The organism is Streptomyces sp. XM83C, assembly GCF_023072675.1.
Classification (GTDB): domain Bacteria; phylum Actinomycetota; class Actinomycetes; order Streptomycetales; family Streptomycetaceae; genus Streptomyces; species Streptomyces thermocoprophilus.
Genome location: NZ_JALLGL010000005.1, coordinates 17,119 through 31,970, shown reverse-complemented (window position 1 = coordinate 31,970; position 14,852 = coordinate 17,119). Strand labels below are relative to the sequence as shown.

The following is a 14,852-nucleotide window of genomic DNA, read 5'->3' as shown; positions in this document are numbered from 1 at the left end:
GGGCCGGGCGCCGGCTCCCGGGGGCCGCGGGCGCGGAGCTTCGCTCGGGGCGCGGGCGCCCGCACCGGGGCGACGGGACCAGCGGCCTACGGGCGTGATGTCACAGCTCCAGGCGGTAGCAGTGCCCCTGCCGTTCGGAGCGCGGGGTCGTGTACGTCGTCTCGTGCCGCATCCCCAGCCGCTGCGTCACCGCGATCGAGCGCCGGTTGCGGGCGTCGACCATCGCCACCACACTGCGCACGCCCGCCGCGCGCACCCGCTCCAGCGTCATCCGCGCCGCCGCGGTGACGTACCCGCGGCCCCAGTGGTCGCGGCCGAGCCGCCAGCCGATCTCGATCTCCCCGGCCGGACCCCAGGCGTGCGGCCACGGCTGGGCGCCGGTGAAGCCGATGACCCGGTCCTCCTCGTCCAGCATCGTCCACAGGCAGAAGCCCAGCTCGGCGTCGTGCCGGCGCTGCCGCGCGGTCAGCTCCTCGTACACCGACAGCTCGGCGGACCTCCCGCCGTGGAACTCCATGACGTCCGGGTGGTCGAAGACCCGGTGCCAGGCGACGGCGTCCTCGTCGGTGGGGACACGCAGCCGTACCACGGGGAGAGTTCGGTTCACGGGGCAGCCCTTCAGCCGGTCGGTCGTTGCCGCTGAATAGACTGCCCATGTCCAGTGCCCGTCGGCACACAGATTTCTGACTTGGGGAGATCCCGCCGTGACCGTCGTGACCGAGCCCCTCTCCGAGAACACCGCCGATGTGATCGTCGTGGGCGCGGGGCCGGCCGGCTCCTCGACGGCGTACCACCTCGCCAAGGCCGGGCTCGATGTCCTGCTGCTGGAGAAGACGCAGTTCCCGCGCGAGAAGGTCTGCGGTGACGGGCTCACCCCGCGTGCCGTGAAGCAGCTCGTGGCGATGGGCATCGACATCTCCGAAGAGGCCGGCTGGCTGCGCAACAAGGGCCTGCGGATCATCGGCGGCGGTGTGCGCCTCCAGCTCGACTGGCCGGATCTCGCCTCCTTCCCCGACTACGGCCTCGTCCGCAAGCGCGACGACTTCGACGAGCAGCTCGCCCGTAACGCGCAGAAGGCCGGCGCCCGCCTCTACGAGCGCTGCAACGTCAGCGGGCCGATCGTCGACGACCGCACCGGCCGTATCACCGGCGTCACCGCCAAGCTCGGCGAGGACAAGCGGGAGGTCTCCTTCCACGCGCCGCTCGTCGTCGCCGCCGACGGCAACTCCACGCGGCTGTCCCTCGCGATGGGCCTGCACCGCCGCGAGGACCGGCCGATGGGCGTCGCCGTGCGCACCTACTTCACCTCGCCCCGCCACGACGACGACTACCTGGAGTCCTGGCTGGAGCTGTGGGACCGGCGCGGCCCCCAGGACCGGCTGCTGCCCGGCTACGGCTGGATCTTCGGCATGGGCGACGGCACCTCCAACGTCGGCCTCGGCGTCCTCAACACCTCCGACTCGTTCAAGGAGCTGGACTGGCGCGAGGTGCTGAAGGCCTGGTGCGCCTCCATGCCGGAGGACTGGGGGTACACCCCGGAGAACATGACCGGCCCCATCCGCGGCGCCGCCCTGCCCATGGCCTTCAACCGGCAGCCCCACTACACCAAGGGCCTGCTGCTCGTCGGCGACGCCGGCGGGCTCGTCAACCCGTTCAACGGTGAGGGCATCGCCTACGCCATGGAGTCCGGGCAGATCGCCGCCGACGTCATCGTGCAGGCCCACGCCCGCGCCACCCCCGGGCAGCGGGAACTCGCCCTGCGTCGCTACCCGCGCGTCCTGAAGGACACCTACGGCGGCTACTACACGCTGGGCCGCGCCTTCGTGAAGCTCATCGGCAACCCGAAGGTCATGCAGATCGCCACGCAGCGCGGGCTGACCCACCCGCTGCTGATGAAGTTCACGCTGAAGCTGCTCGCCAACCTCACCGACCCGACGGGCGGCGACGCCATGGACCGCATCATCAACGGCCTGAGCAAGGTGGCCCCGAAGGCCTGACGGCCGGCTGCGGGTCCGCAGGTCAGCTGTCCGCCGGGGTCTGTCCGGGCCTGCCTGACCTGCCGGTCCTGCCGTGTTTGCCTGATCCGACTGGTCCGACCGGTACGCAGGGTTCACCTGGTCCGCCGGGTCCGCCGGGTCTGCCGGGTTCACCTGGTCCGTCGGCCCCCGGTCCGTCGTCCGCGCGTGTGCCGGTACGGCGAAGGGCCGCAGCCCCCGAGCGGCTGCGGCCCTTGTTCGTACTGCTGTAGTTCTGCCCTGCTTGTCCGGATTCCCCTTCCGTGGGGGCCGGTTCAGGGCCGATGGGGAGCCCTGGTTCGCGCGACAGCTGTAGCGCCGGCCGTCGCGGGCGCGCTGTCGGCGCTGTCGGCGCTCAGAGCACGCGTACGGCGCCCGACGGCGGGTCGTAGGACAGCGGGCGCTCCACGACGCCCGTGGACGGGTTCTGCGCGCCGACGAACATGCCGTCGCCGACGTACACCGCGACGTGGTACGCGCTGCCCGCGCCGCCCCAGTAGAGGATGTCGCCCGGCTGGAGGTTGCTCAGCGACACCTGCGTACCGGCCGTCGACTGGCTCTGCGAGACGCGCGGCAGGTCGATGCCGACCTGCTTGAACGCGGCCTGCACCAGGCCGGAGCAGTCCCACGAGCTGGGGCCGGTGCCGCCGGAGACATAGGCGTCGCCGACCTGTGCCTTGACGAAGGCCACGACCGCGGCGGCCGAACCGGTCGCCTGCGACACGGTGGTGGAGGCCGCGGAGGTGGTGGCGGCGGCGAGGCTGGGGCGCTCCGCGTTGCGCGTGGCGCGCTCGGCAGCCTCCCGGCGGGCCTCCTCCTGGGCCTTCTTCTTCGCGGCTTCCTCGGCGGCCTTCTTCTTGGCCTCCGCGAGGTTCTTCTTGGCCTGCTCGGCGGCCTTTGCGGCTGCCGCGTCACGCTCCGCCTGCAGCTGGTAGTCCGCGGCGGCCAGCTCCGTGGCCTGCGCGGTCTTCGCGACCTGTGCGGACAGGTCGGCCGTCAGGGTGGGCAGTTCCAGGGTCTGCGTCGTCTCCGACTCGGCGGCGTTCGCCGCGGCCGACGCACCGGCCACTGCCAGGGTGCTGAGGACGCCACCGGCAACTCCGGCCCGCATCGCGATTTTCGACGCGCTGCGGCGGGGCTTCCGGTGGCTGCGTATGTGAGCGGTGTGGGACATGGGTACAAGCGGTACCAGGGGCTGCTCCATACCTTCAAGAAACGTGTGGTGCGCCACAGTTGTTCAACGGGGGCGCCGAATCCCGGGCGTGTCGTTCTTTATTGACGCCGTAACGGACATTGCGGACGGGGTCCAACACGGCTTTGATCACGTACTTTCGTCATTACGCCCGAATTGCCCTCCGCCTACCATCCGTTGGGGTCGTTGGCCAAGCCCGCTTCTCGTCGGCCTCTCATGGGTGTGGCAGAGGTCACGGAACGATTACCGGAGCGGGTGCGTCCGCGACGGGCCCCGTCCCTTGATCACGGCCGGATCACGACCGCGGAGACTTCGTGAACGCGTGCACGCGTCCACACCCCGCCCTCCGGCTCCCTCTGATGTGTGAACGCGCCCCCTATCAAGACATCCGGTCCAACGCGAATTTGCATGCAGCGGAAAGCTCTTGATATTGAGACGACCCCTCTGATCAGGCCTGACGAGCGAAAATGTCACCTCTGGTGATCACTCGGACGCTTCCTGTGTGAAGATCACCGCTCATCCGACTTCATGATCCTTCGTCAGGTGGTGGAGATCACAAAGCTTGTGCAATACCCCGTGTCGCAGATCACAGAGCCACGGGCATAAGATGCACGCGGTTGGGCTTGTGACCTGCTTCACATGTTCTCGATCTTCGCCGGGGCGGGCGGGGTTCGAGGGGCAGTTGGGGCGGATGTGAGCCCGACGCAAACCGCCAGCAGTCAGTGCCGACTGAGAGGAGCGAGGAGCGGTGAACGCGTATGCGCCCATCCTCGTACTGGGAGCCCTCGGGGCAGGCTTTGCGATCTTCTCCGTGGTCATGGCCACGCTGATCGGTCCGAAGCGGTACAACCGCGCCAAACTCGAAGCCTACGAGTGCGGCATCGAGCCGACCCCCACGCCGGCCGGCGGCGGGCGCTTCCCCATCAAGTACTACCTGACGGCGATGCTCTTCATCGTCTTCGACATCGAGATCGTCTTCCTCTACCCGTGGGCCGTCACCTTCGACGCCCTGGGTGTGTTCGGGCTCGTGGAGATGCTGCTCTTCGTGCTCACCGTCTTCGTCGCCTACGCCTATGTGTGGCGGCGCGGCGGCCTGGAATGGGACTGAGGGGCCTAACGACATGGGACTCGAAGAAAAGCTGCCGAGCGGATTCCTGCTGACCACCGTCGAGCAGGCCGCGGGGTGGGTGCGCAAGGCGTCCGTCTTCCCCGCCACCTTCGGCCTGGCCTGCTGCGCCATCGAGATGATGACCACCGGCGCCGGCCGCTACGACCTGGCCCGCTTCGGCATGGAGGTCTTCCGCGGCTCGCCGCGCCAGGCCGACCTGATGATCGTCGCGGGCCGGGTCAGCCAGAAGATGGCGCCGGTCCTGCGGCAGGTCTACGACCAGATGCCCAACCCCAAGTGGGTCATCTCCATGGGCGTGTGCGCCTCCTCCGGCGGCATGTTCAACAACTACGCGATCGTCCAGGGCGTCGACCACATCGTCCCGGTCGACATCTATCTGCCCGGCTGCCCGCCGCGGCCCGAGATGCTGCTCGACGCGATCCTCAAGCTCCACCAGAAGATCCAGTCCTCCAAGCTCGGCGTGAACGCCGAGGAGGCGGCCCGCGAGGCGGAGGAAGCAGCGCTCAAGGCCCTGCCCACCATCGAGATGAAGGGGCTGCTGCGGTGAGCGACGCACCCAAGGACTCGAACGGGGTGAACCCCGACAAGCAGCTGTCCGCCGAGAACCTCCCCGGACAGCGCGGCCAGGGCGGCGAGGAGATCCGCGTCCAGCGCGGCATGTTCGGCGCCAGGAACGGCGGGGACACCTCCGGCTACGGCGGCCTCGTCCGCTCGGTCCGGCTCCCGGGACCGGCGAGCCGCCCCTACGGCGGCTGGTTCGACGAGGTCGCCGACGAACTGGAGGGCGCCCTGGAGGAACAGGGCCTGCTCCCCGAGAACGCCATCGAGAAGACCGTCGTCGACCGGGGCGAGATCACCTTCCACATCGAGCGCGAGCACCTGCTGCGCGTCGCCCGCACCCTGCGCGACGACCCCGCCCTCCGCTTCGAGCTGTGCACCGGCGTCAGCGGTGTGCACTACCCGAACGACAAGGGGCGCGAGCTGCACGCCGTCTACCACCTGCGCTCGATCACCCACAACCGGCTGATCCGGCTGGAGGTCAGCGCCCCCGACAGCGACCCGCGCATCCCCTCGCTCGTCTCCGTCTACCCGACGAACGACTGGCACGAGCGCGAGACGTACGACTTCTTCGGAATCGTCTTCGAGGGTCACCCGGCCCTGACACGGATCATGATGCCGGACGACTGGCAGGGCCATCCGCAGCGCAAGGACTACCCCCTCGGCGGCATCCCCGTCGAGTACAAGGGCGCCCAGATCCCGGCTCCGGACCAGCGGAGGTCGTACTCGTGAGCACGTTCCACGCATCCGACGCGCAGGCCTCCGAGGCCGCGGCGCGCGAGACCACCGAGGGCACCGTCTACACGGTCACGGGCGGCGACTGGGACGAGGTCGTCCAGTCCGCGGCCAAGGCCGACGACGAGCGCATCGTCGTCAACATGGGCCCCCAGCACCCGTCCACCCACGGCGTGCTCCGGCTCATCCTGGAGATCGAGGGCGAGACGGTCACCGAGGCCCGCTGCGGCATCGGCTACCTCCACACCGGCATCGAGAAGAACCTCGAGTACCGGACCTGGACGCAGGGCACCACGTTCGTGACGCGCATGGACTACCTGACGTCCTTCTTCAACGAGACCGCCTACTGTCTCGCCGTCGAGAAGCTCCTCGGCATCGAGGACCAGATCACCGAACGCGCCAAGATCATCCGCGTGCTCCTGATGGAGCTGAACCGGCTCTCCTCCCACCTGGTGTGCATCGCCACCGGCGGCATGGAGCTGGGCGCCACCACGATCATGATCTACGGCTTCCGCGACCGCGAGATGATCCTCGACATCTACGAGCTGGTCACCGGCCTGCGCATGAACCACGCGTACATCCGGCCCGGCGGACTCGCCCAGGACCTGCCGCCCGGCGCGGTCGACCACATCCGCGAGTTCGTCAAGAAGATGAAGAAGAACCTCCCGGAGTACGACAAGCTCGCCACCGGCAACCCCATCTTCAAGGCCCGTATGCAGGACGTCGGCTATCTCGACCTGGCCGGCTGCATGGCCCTCGGCGTCACCGGCCCGATGCTGCGCTCCACCGGCCTGCCGCACGACCTGCGCAAGACGCAGCCGTACTGCGGCTACGAGACGTACGAGTTCGACGTCCCGACCGCCGACACCTGCGACGCCTACGGCCGCTTCCTGATCCGCCTGGAGGAGATGCGCCAGTCGCTCAGGATCGTCGAGCAGTGCCTGGACCGGCTCCAGCCCGGCCCCGTCATGGTCGCCGACAAGAAGATCGCCTGGCCCGCGCAGCTCGCGCTCGGCCCGGACGGCCTCGGCAACTCCCTCGACCACATCAAGAACATCATGGGCACCTCCATGGAGGCCCTGATCCACCACTTCAAGCTGGTCACCGAGGGCTTCCGCGTCCCGCCGGGACAGGCGTACGCGGCCGTCGAGTCCCCCAAGGGCGAACTCGGCGTGCACGCCGTCTCCGACGGCGGCACCCGCCCCTACCGGGTCCACTTCCGCGACCCGTCCTTCACCAACCTTCAGGCCATGGCGGCGATGTGCGAGGGCGGCCAGGTCGCCGACGTCATCGTCGCCGTCGCGTCCATCGACCCCGTGATGGGAGGCGTCGACCGGTGACCACCTCATCTTCCGAGCGGGGCGTCAGCCTGGGCATGCCCGAGCTGCCCGCCCCCGCCTACCCGGACGACGTCCGGACCCGGCTGGAGGCGGACGCGCGCGAGATCATCTCCCGCTACCCCGACTCCCGGTCCGCGCTGCTGCCGATGCTGCACCTCGTGCAGTCCGAGGAAGGACACGTCACCCGCACCGGCGTGCGGTTCTGCGCGGACGTCCTCGGCCTGACCACCGCCGAGGTCACCGCCGTGGCCACCTTCTACACCATGTACCGGCGCAAGCCCTCCGGCGACTACCAGGTCGGGGTGTGCACCAACACGCTGTGCGCGGTGATGGGCGGCGACGCCATCTTCGAGGAACTCCAGGAACACCTCGGCGTGGGCAACGGCGAGACCACCGACGACGGCAAGGTCACCCTGGAGCACATCGAGTGCAACGCGGCCTGCGACTACGCGCCCGTCGTGATGGTCAACTGGGAGTTCTTCGACAACCAGACCCCCGACAGCGCCAAACGCCTCGTCGACGACCTCAGGGCGGGACGGCCCGTGTCGCCGACGCGCGGCGCCCGGCTGTGCACGTTCAAGGAGACCGCGCGGATCCTCGCCGGCTTCCCCGACGAGCGGCCCGGCGCCGTCGAGGAGAGCGGCAGCGCGGGACCCGCCTCCCTGGTCGGGCTCCGCCTCGCCAAGGGCGAGACCGCACCCGCGCGCGTGGTCCACCCCCGCGACGGCGGACCCCACGACGAGCCGCAGGACCGCACGGCACCGCAGTCGTCCCCGGCCGAACACACCAGTTCCCACGACGCGCCGCAGGACACCAGCGCATCCGACCCCTCCCACCCGGCGGGGCCCGTTGCCGAGGAGGGGGAGTGATGACCTTGGCACCCGAACTGAAGGAGAACAGCCCCGAGAAGCTGCTCGCACCCGTGCTGTCGGCCTTCTGGGACGAGGACAGGTCCTGGACGCTGGACGTGTACCGGCGGCACGACGGGTACGAGGGGCTCCGCAAGGCGCTCGCCATGTCACCGGACGACGTCATCGCGTACGTCAAGGACTCCGGTCTGCGCGGGCGCGGCGGCGCCGGCTTCCCCACGGGCATGAAGTGGCAGTTCATCCCCCAAGGGGACGGCAAGCCTCACTATCTTGTTGTCAACGCCGACGAATCGGAGCCCGGGACGTGCAAGGACATCCCGCTCCTGTTCGCGAACCCGCACAGCCTCATCGAGGGCATCGTCATCGCGTGCCACGCGATCAGGTCGTCGCACGCCTTCATCTATCTGCGGGGTGAAGTCGTCCCCGTACTGCGGCGGTTGCAGCACGCCGTGCGCGAGGCCTACGCGGCGGGCTACCTCGGCAAGAACATCCTCGGCAGCGGACTCGACCTCGACCTCACCGTGCACGCCGGCGCCGGGGCGTACATCTGCGGTGAGGAGACGGCACTGCTGGACTCGCTCGAAGGCCGCCGTGGGCAGCCGCGACTGCGTCCTCCTTTCCCTGCGGTGGCGGGCCTGTACGCCTGCCCCACTGTGGTGAACAACGTCGAATCCATCGCGTCGGTTCCCGCGATCATCCACCGGGGCAAGGAATGGTTCCGGTCGATGGGCAGCGAGAAGTCCCCCGGCTTCACGCTGTACTCGCTCTCCGGGCACGTCGCCAACCCCGGCCAGTACGAGGCCCCGCTCGGCATCACCCTGCGCCAGCTGCTCGACATGAGCGGCGGCATGCGGCCCGGCCACCGCCTCAAGTTCTGGACGCCGGGCGGCTCCTCCACCCCGATGTTCACCGACGAACACCTCGACGTGCCCCTCGACTACGAAGGCGTCGGCGCCGCCGGCTCCATGCTCGGCACCAAGGCGTTGCAGTGCTTCGACGAGACGACCTGCGTCGTCCGCGCCGTCACCCGCTGGACCGAGTTCTACGCCCACGAGTCCTGCGGCAAGTGCACGCCCTGCCGTGAAGGCACCTACTGGCTCGTGCAGTTGCTGCGGGACATCGAGGCCGGCAAGGGCGCGATGAGCGACCTCGACAAGCTCGCCGACATCGCCGACAACATCAACGGCAAGTCCTTCTGCGCCCTCGGCGACGGCGCCGCCTCGCCGATCTTCTCCTCGCTCAAGTACTTCCGCGACGAGTACGAGCAGCACATCACGGGCCGCGGCTGCCCCTTCGACCCGGCCAGGTCCACCGCCTGGGCGGATCAGCACCTGGAGGTGAACGCATGACGGTGACCACGAGCGCTCCCTCCTCGGGCGGGCAGGCGCCGGTCCCGCCGGAGGACCTCGTGACGCTGACGATCGACGGCATCGAGATCAGCGTGCCCAAGGGCACCCTGGTCATCCGGGCCGCCGAACAGCTCGGCATCGAGATCCCCCGCTTCTGCGACCACCCCTCCCTCGACCCGGCCGGCGCCTGCCGGCAGTGCATCGTCGAGGTCGAGGGCCAGCGCAAGCCGATGGCGTCCTGCACCATCACCTGCACCGACGGCATGGTCGTCAAGACACAGCTGACATCGCCGGTCGCGGAGAAGGCGCAGAAGGGTGTGATGGAGCTGCTGCTCATCAACCACCCGCTGGACTGCCCCGTCTGCGACAAGGGCGGCGAGTGCCCGCTGCAGAACCAGGCCATGTCCCACGGGCAGGCCGAGTCCCGCTTCGAGGGCCGCAAGCGCACCTACGAGAAGCCGGTGCCGATCTCCACACAGGTGCTGCTCGACCGTGAGCGGTGCGTGCTGTGCGCGCGCTGCACCCGCTTCTCCAACCAGATCGCCGGCGACCCGATGATCGAGCTGATCGAGCGGGGCGCGCTCCAGCAGGTCGGCACCGGCGAGGGCGACCCGTTCGAGTCGTACTTCTCCGGCAACACCATCCAGATCTGCCCGGTCGGCGCGCTCACCTCCGCCGCCTACCGGTTCCGCTCCCGCCCCTTCGACCTGGTCTCCTCGCCCAGTGTGTGCGAGCACTGCTCCGGCGGCTGCGCCACCCGCACCGACCACCGGCGCGGCAAGGTCATGCGGCGGCTCGCCGCGAACGACCCCGAGGTCAACGAGGAGTGGATCTGCGACAAGGGACGCTTCGCGTTCCGGTACGCGCAGCAGAGGGACCGGCTCACCACGCCGCTGGTGCGCAACGCGGAGGGCGAGCTGGAGCCGGCGTCGTGGCCCGAGGCGCTTCAGATCGCCGCGCAGGGACTGCTCGCCTCCCGCGGTCGCACCGGTGTCCTCACCGGCGGCCGGCTCACCGTCGAGGACGCCTACGCGTACAGCAAGTTCGCGCGGGTGGCGCTCGACACCAACGACATCGACTTCCGCGCGCGCGTGCACAGCAGCGAGGAGGCCGACTTCCTCGCCTCCCGGGTCGCCGGCCGCGGTGTCGACCTCGACGGCACGGGCGTCACGTACACCCTGCTGGAGAAGGCCCCGGCGGTGCTGCTCATCGGGTTCGAGTCCGAGGAGGAGGCACCCGGCGTCTTCCTGCGGCTGCGCAAGGCGTGGCGCAAGCACGGGCAGAAGGTGTACGCGCTGGCCACGCACGCCACGCGCGGCCTGACCAAGGCGGGTGGCACACTGCTGCCGGCCGCGCCCGGCACCGAGACCGAGTGGCTGGACGCGCTGGTGAGCGGCGTCGGCCTGGACGGGCCGGGCGCCGAGGCCGCGCAGGCGCTGCGCGCCGACGGCGCGGTGATCGTCGTCGGTGAGCGGCTGGCCGGTGTGGCGGGCGGGCTGACCGCCGCCGTGCGCGGTGCCGCCGCGACCGGCGCCCGCCTGGTGTGGATCCCGCGTCGGGCCGGTGAGCGCGGCGCCGTCGAGGCGGGCGCGCTGCCGACGCTGCTGCCGGGCGGACGCCCCGCCACCGATCCGCGTGCGCGTGAGGAGGTCGCCGCCGTGTGGGGCGTGGCGGAACTCCCGCACCGCTACGGCCGTGACACCGGCCGGATCGTCGAGGCCGCCGCCTCCGGTGAACTCCAGGCGCTGCTGGTCGCCGGTGTGGAGGTCGCCGATCTGCCCGACCCGGCACGCGCGCGTGCCGCGCTCGACGAGGTCGGTTTCCTGGTCTCGCTGGAGCTGCGGCCCAGCGAGGTCACCGAACGCGCCGATGTGGTCCTGCCGGTCGCGGCCGTCGTGGAGAAGGCGGGCACCTTCCTCAACTGGGAGGGCAGGGTGCGTTTCTTCGAGGCCGCGCTCAAGCCGGACCAGATGACCCGCCGCCTCGCCCCGACGGACGCGCGTGTGCTCCAGATGCTCGCCGACGCCATGGACATCCACCTTGGACTGCCCGATCTGCGCACCACGCGCGCGGAGATCGACCGGCTCGGCGCCTGGGACGGCCCCCGCGCCGACGACCCGTCCGAGTCCGCGGGTGTGCTGCCCCGGCCCGCCGCCGGCGAGGCCGTCCTCGCCGGGCACCGGCTCCTGCTCGACCGGGGCGTCCTCCAGGAGGGCGACGAGGCTCTGGCCGGGACCCGGCACGCGGCACGCGCGCGTCTGTCCGCCGCGACGGCCGCCGAGGCCGGGGTGAAGGACGGCGACGTCCTCGCCGTCACCGGTCCCGCCGGGACCATCGAACTGCCTTTGCAGATCACGGAGATGCCCGACCGTGTGGTGTGGCTCCCGCTGAACTCCGCAGGCGGAGGCGTCGCCTCCGACACCGGGGCGCGGCCCGGCTCCCTCGTCCGTATCGGCCCGGCGACCGCCGACGCCGCCGCCCCGCAGGAGGTGGAGGCATGAGCCCGTACTTCCTCGCCGCCGAGGATCTCTCCCTGTTCGGCCGCGACCCCTGGTGGCTGGTCGTCGTCAAGGCGGTGTTCTGCTTCGCGTTCCTGATGGTGACCGTGCTGTTCTCCATCGTCTGGGAACGCAAGGTCGTCGCCTGGATGCAGCTGCGCATCGGCCCCAACCGGCACGGCCCCTGGGGCATGCTCCAGTCCCTCGCCGACGGCATCAAGCTGATGCTGAAGGAGGACATCGTCGTCCGCCGCGCGGACAAGGTGGTGTACGTCCTCGCGCCGATCGTCGCCGCCATCCCCGCGTTCATGGCGATCGCGGTGATCCCGTTCGGGCCCGCGGGCAACGAGATCTCGATCTTCGGCCACCGTACGACCATGCAGCTCACCGATCTGCCGATCGCGATGCTGTACATCCTCGCGGTCGCCTCGGTCGGCATCTACGGCATCGTCCTCGCGGGCTGGAGCTCCGGCTCGACGTACCCGCTGCTCGGCGGTCTCCGCTCGTGCGCGCAGATGATCTCGTACGAGATCGCCATGGGTGCCGCGTTCGCTTCGGTGTTCCTCTACTCCGGGTCGATGTCCACGTCGACGATCGTCGAACAGCAGCAGGACCGCTGGTACATCCTGCTGCTGCCGGTCTCCTTCATCCTCTACATCGTCACGATGGTCGGTGAGACCAACCGGGCCCCGTTCGACATGCCGGAGTCCGAGGGCGACCTGGTCGGCGGCTTCAACACCGAGTACTCGTCCATCAAGTTCGCGATGTTCATGCTCGCCGAGTACGTGAACATGGTGACGGTGTCCGCGGTGGCGACCACCCTCTTCCTGGGCGGCTGGCGGGCCCCGTGGCCCATCAGCACCTTCTGGGAGGGCGCGAACCACGGCTGGTGGCCGATGCTCTGGTTCGTCGTCAAGGTGCAGCTGCTGCTGTTCTTCTTCATCTGGCTGCGCGGCACCCTGCCCCGCGTCCGCTACGACCAGCTGATGAAGCTCGGCTGGAAGGTCCTCATCCCGGTCTCCGTGGTGTGGCTGATGCTCGTCGCCACCATGCGGGCCCTGCGCAACGAGAACTACGGCTTCACCGACATCGCCCTGTACGTGGGCGGCGCCGTCCTCGCCCTGCTGCTTCTGTCCTTCATCGCCGACATGTTCCGGCAGAAGAAGGAGCCGGAGCGGCCCGCGCCCGAACGGGCCGGCTTCGACCCGATGGCCGGCGGGTTCCCCGTGCCGCCGCTGCCCGGACAGGAGCTGCCGCCCGTGCCGCGGCGCCGCCCGCGCCGTGAGCGGGAGCTGATTGTCAGTGGTGGGCCGGATACTCACAGTGACGGATCTCTGGATGGAAAGGAGGCGTCCGATGGCTGAGGAGCCCAAGGAGACCAAGCCCGGTTTCCTCAACCCGGTGGCCGGCTTCGGCGTGACCTTCAAGGCCATGTTCAAGAAGCGGCTGACGGAGCAGTACCCGGAGCAGAAGAAGACCACGGCTCCGCGGTTCCACGGACGGCACCAGCTCAACCGCCATCCGGACGGCCTGGAGAAGTGCGTCGGCTGCGAGCTGTGCGCCTGGGCCTGCCCCGCCGACGCCATCTATGTGGAGGGCGCCGACAACACCGACGAGGAACGCTACTCGCCGGGCGAGCGGTACGGCCGCGTCTACCAGATCAACTACGCCCGCTGCATCCTGTGCGGCCTGTGCATCGAGGCCTGCCCCACGCGCGCGTTGACGATGACGAACGAGTTCGAGCTGGCCGACTCCAGCCGAGCCGACCTCATCTACACCAAGGAGCAGCTCCTCGCCGGCCTGGACGAGGGCATGGTCGACACACCGCACGCCATCTACCCGGGCATGGACGAGCAGGACTACTACCGGGGCCTGGTGACGGAGGCGGCGCCCGGCACGGAGCGGCAGGTCGCCGTCTCCAAGGGCGAGTCCCCGCAGGAGGCGGCGTCCACGTCCGGTCCCGAGGAGCCCGCCTCCGAGGAGGTGATCCGCCGATGAGCGCGTCCCTGGCCGCCGCGACGGGCGAGCAGCTCGCCGCGTACACCACCTCCACCGGGGAGGCCGTCCAGTTCTGGATCCTCGGCACGGTCGCGGTGATCGGCGCCCTGTGCACCGTCTTCCTGAAGAAGGCCGTGCACAGCGCCCTCTGCCTCGCCGGCACCATGATCGTGCTGGCGGTGTTCTACCTCGCCAACGGCGCCTACTTCCTCGGCATCGTGCAGGTCGTCGTCTACACCGGCGCGATCATGATGCTGTTCCTGTTCGTGGTGATGCTGGTCGGTGTCACCGCCGCGGACTCCCTGAAGGAGACCATCAAGGGGCAGCGCTGGCTGGCCCTGCTGTGCGGGCTCGGCTTCGGCATCCTGCTGTTCGCCGGTATCGCCAACGCCTCCCTGACGGAGTTCGACGGCACCGGCGGGGCCAACGCGGGCGGGAACGTGGAGGGGCTCGCGTCCCTCATCTTCACCAAGTACGTCTTCGCCTTCGAGATCACCGGCGCGCTGCTCATCACCGCCACCGTCGGCGCGATGGTGCTCACCCACCGGGAGCGCACCGAGCGCGCCAGGACCCAGCGCGAACTCGCCGAGCAGCGCGTCCGCGAGGGCACGTACATCCCGCCGCTGCCCGCCCCCGGCGTGTACGCCCGGCACAACGCGGTGGACATCGCCGGTCTGCTGCCCGACGGCACCCCGTCCGAGCTGACCGTGAGCAAGACGCTGCGCGAGCGCGGCCAGATCCGCGATGTGTCCGCGGAGGCGCTCAACGACCTCAGGGCGCTGGAGCAGCGCGCCGAGGAGCGTCTGGAGCGCAAGGCGATCGCGCCGGCGACCTTCAAGCGGACCGAGGAGGCGTCGAAGTGAACCCGGTCAACTATCTGTATCTGGCGGCCCTGCTGTTCACGATCGGCGCCACCGGGGTGCTGATCAGGCGCAACGCCATCGTGCTGTTCATGTGCGTCGAGCTGATGCTGAACGCCTGCAACCTCGCGCTCGTCACCTTCTCCCGGATGCACGGCAACCTCGACGGCCAGATCATCGCGTTCTTCACGATGGTCGTCGCGGCGGCGGAGGTCGTGGTCGGCCTCGCGATCATCGTGTCGCTGTTCCGTTCCCGCCACTCGGCCTCGGTCGACGACGCCAGCCTGATGAAGCTGTAAGGGGTCGGAA

14 protein-coding genes are annotated in these 14,852 nt (G+C 69.7%); 12 read left to right on the top strand and 2 right to left on the bottom strand.

Features of this window, described 5'->3' with window-relative positions; translation table 11 throughout:
• Positions 1 to 100: 100 nt before the first annotated feature.
• A complete protein-coding gene (locus MTQ10_RS01530; protein ID WP_247461369.1) occupies positions 101 to 607 on the bottom strand; it encodes a GNAT family N-acetyltransferase in 507 nt (168 codons plus the stop codon).
• A 97-nt stretch (positions 608 to 704) separates the two neighbouring features.
• Here MTQ10_RS01530 and MTQ10_RS01525 point away from each other — a divergent pair, with 97 nt between their 5' ends.
• Complete coding sequence (locus MTQ10_RS01525; RefSeq protein ID WP_247461367.1) at positions 705 to 1,997, top strand: geranylgeranyl reductase family protein; 1,293 nt, start codon at positions 705 to 707, stop codon at positions 1,995 to 1,997.
• Between the two features lie 373 nt (positions 1,998 to 2,370).
• Here the strand turns inward: MTQ10_RS01525 and MTQ10_RS01520 are convergent, their stop codons facing one another.
• Entirely contained in the window at positions 2,371 to 3,189 is an 819-nt protein-coding gene (locus MTQ10_RS01520; RefSeq protein ID WP_247461365.1) for a C40 family peptidase, read from the bottom strand.
• 766 nt (positions 3,190 to 3,955) lie between these two features.
• On the opposite strand from MTQ10_RS01520, the gene MTQ10_RS01515 reads away from it, so the two are divergent.
• From MTQ10_RS01515 to nuoK, 11 genes are read left to right on the top strand one after another with little or no spacing between them, the layout of a single operon-like run.
• The gene (locus tag MTQ10_RS01515) at positions 3,956 to 4,315 is read left to right on the top strand and encodes an NADH-quinone oxidoreductase subunit A (protein WP_007383963.1); all 360 of its coding nucleotides are present in this window, start codon (positions 3,956 to 3,958) and stop codon (positions 4,313 to 4,315) included.
• Positions 4,316 to 4,328: 13 nt separating this feature from the next.
• On the top strand, positions 4,329 to 4,883 hold the full coding sequence (locus MTQ10_RS01510) for a NuoB/complex I 20 kDa subunit family protein (protein ID WP_030610600.1): 555 nt from the start codon (positions 4,329 to 4,331) through the stop codon (positions 4,881 to 4,883).
• Complete coding sequence (locus MTQ10_RS01505; RefSeq protein WP_247461363.1) at positions 4,880 to 5,626, top strand: NADH-quinone oxidoreductase subunit C; 747 nt, start codon at positions 4,880 to 4,882, stop codon at positions 5,624 to 5,626. Before MTQ10_RS01510 ends, MTQ10_RS01505 begins: the two co-directional genes overlap by 4 nt.
• Complete coding sequence (locus MTQ10_RS01500; RefSeq protein ID WP_247461361.1) at positions 5,623 to 6,969, top strand: NADH-quinone oxidoreductase subunit D; 1,347 nt, start codon at positions 5,623 to 5,625, stop codon at positions 6,967 to 6,969. The genes MTQ10_RS01505 and MTQ10_RS01500 overlap by 4 nt, the downstream gene beginning before the upstream one ends.
• On the top strand, positions 6,966 to 7,838 hold the full coding sequence (gene nuoE, locus MTQ10_RS01495) for an NADH-quinone oxidoreductase subunit NuoE (protein ID WP_247461359.1): 873 nt from the start codon (positions 6,966 to 6,968) through the stop codon (positions 7,836 to 7,838). Before MTQ10_RS01500 ends, nuoE begins: the two co-directional genes overlap by 4 nt.
• Complete coding sequence (gene nuoF / locus MTQ10_RS01490) at positions 7,838 to 9,187, top strand: NADH-quinone oxidoreductase subunit NuoF (RefSeq protein WP_247461357.1); 1,350 nt, start codon at positions 7,838 to 7,840, stop codon at positions 9,185 to 9,187. The genes nuoE and nuoF overlap by 1 nt, the downstream gene beginning before the upstream one ends.
• Positions 9,184 to 11,688 (top strand): NADH-quinone oxidoreductase subunit G, encoded by a 2,505-nt coding sequence (locus MTQ10_RS01485; protein WP_247461355.1) that lies wholly within the window; start codon positions 9,184 to 9,186, stop codon positions 11,686 to 11,688. The genes nuoF and MTQ10_RS01485 overlap by 4 nt, the downstream gene beginning before the upstream one ends.
• Complete coding sequence (gene nuoH, locus MTQ10_RS01480; RefSeq protein WP_247461353.1) at positions 11,685 to 13,049, top strand: NADH-quinone oxidoreductase subunit NuoH; 1,365 nt, start codon at positions 11,685 to 11,687, stop codon at positions 13,047 to 13,049. Before MTQ10_RS01485 ends, nuoH begins: the two co-directional genes overlap by 4 nt.
• Positions 13,042 to 13,683, top strand: coding sequence for an NADH-quinone oxidoreductase subunit NuoI (gene nuoI, locus MTQ10_RS01475; RefSeq protein ID WP_247461351.1), 642 nt, complete (start codon positions 13,042 to 13,044; stop codon positions 13,681 to 13,683). Before nuoH ends, nuoI begins: the two co-directional genes overlap by 8 nt.
• Positions 13,680 to 14,546: an NADH-quinone oxidoreductase subunit J gene (locus tag MTQ10_RS01470; RefSeq protein WP_247461349.1), complete on the top strand. Its 867-nt coding sequence runs from the start codon at positions 13,680 to 13,682 to the stop codon at positions 14,544 to 14,546. Before nuoI ends, MTQ10_RS01470 begins: the two co-directional genes overlap by 4 nt.
• Positions 14,543 to 14,842, top strand: coding sequence for an NADH-quinone oxidoreductase subunit NuoK (gene nuoK, locus MTQ10_RS01465; protein ID WP_247461348.1), 300 nt, complete (start codon positions 14,543 to 14,545; stop codon positions 14,840 to 14,842). Before MTQ10_RS01470 ends, nuoK begins: the two co-directional genes overlap by 4 nt.
• Positions 14,843 to 14,852 lie beyond the last annotated feature (10 nt).

What these genes read in the sequence shown, in the direction of transcription:
- MTQ10_RS01520 (WP_247461365.1), bottom strand. Translation starts at nt 3,189, where the DNA reads ATGTCCCACACCGCTCACATACGCAGCCACCGGAAGCCCCGCCGCAGC.
- MTQ10_RS01485 (WP_247461355.1), top strand. Translation starts at nt 9,184, where the DNA reads ATGACGGTGACCACGAGCGCTCCCTCCTCGGGCGGGCAGGCGCCGGTC.
- nuoF (WP_247461357.1), top strand. Translation starts at nt 7,838, where the DNA reads ATGACCTTGGCACCCGAACTGAAGGAGAACAGCCCCGAGAAGCTGCTC.
- MTQ10_RS01470 (WP_247461349.1), top strand. Translation starts at nt 13,680, where the DNA reads ATGAGCGCGTCCCTGGCCGCCGCGACGGGCGAGCAGCTCGCCGCGTAC.
- nuoH (WP_247461353.1), top strand. Translation starts at nt 11,685, where the DNA reads ATGAGCCCGTACTTCCTCGCCGCCGAGGATCTCTCCCTGTTCGGCCGC.
- MTQ10_RS01510 (WP_030610600.1), top strand. Translation starts at nt 4,329, where the DNA reads ATGGGACTCGAAGAAAAGCTGCCGAGCGGATTCCTGCTGACCACCGTC.
- nuoI (WP_247461351.1), top strand. Translation starts at nt 13,042, where the DNA reads ATGGCTGAGGAGCCCAAGGAGACCAAGCCCGGTTTCCTCAACCCGGTG.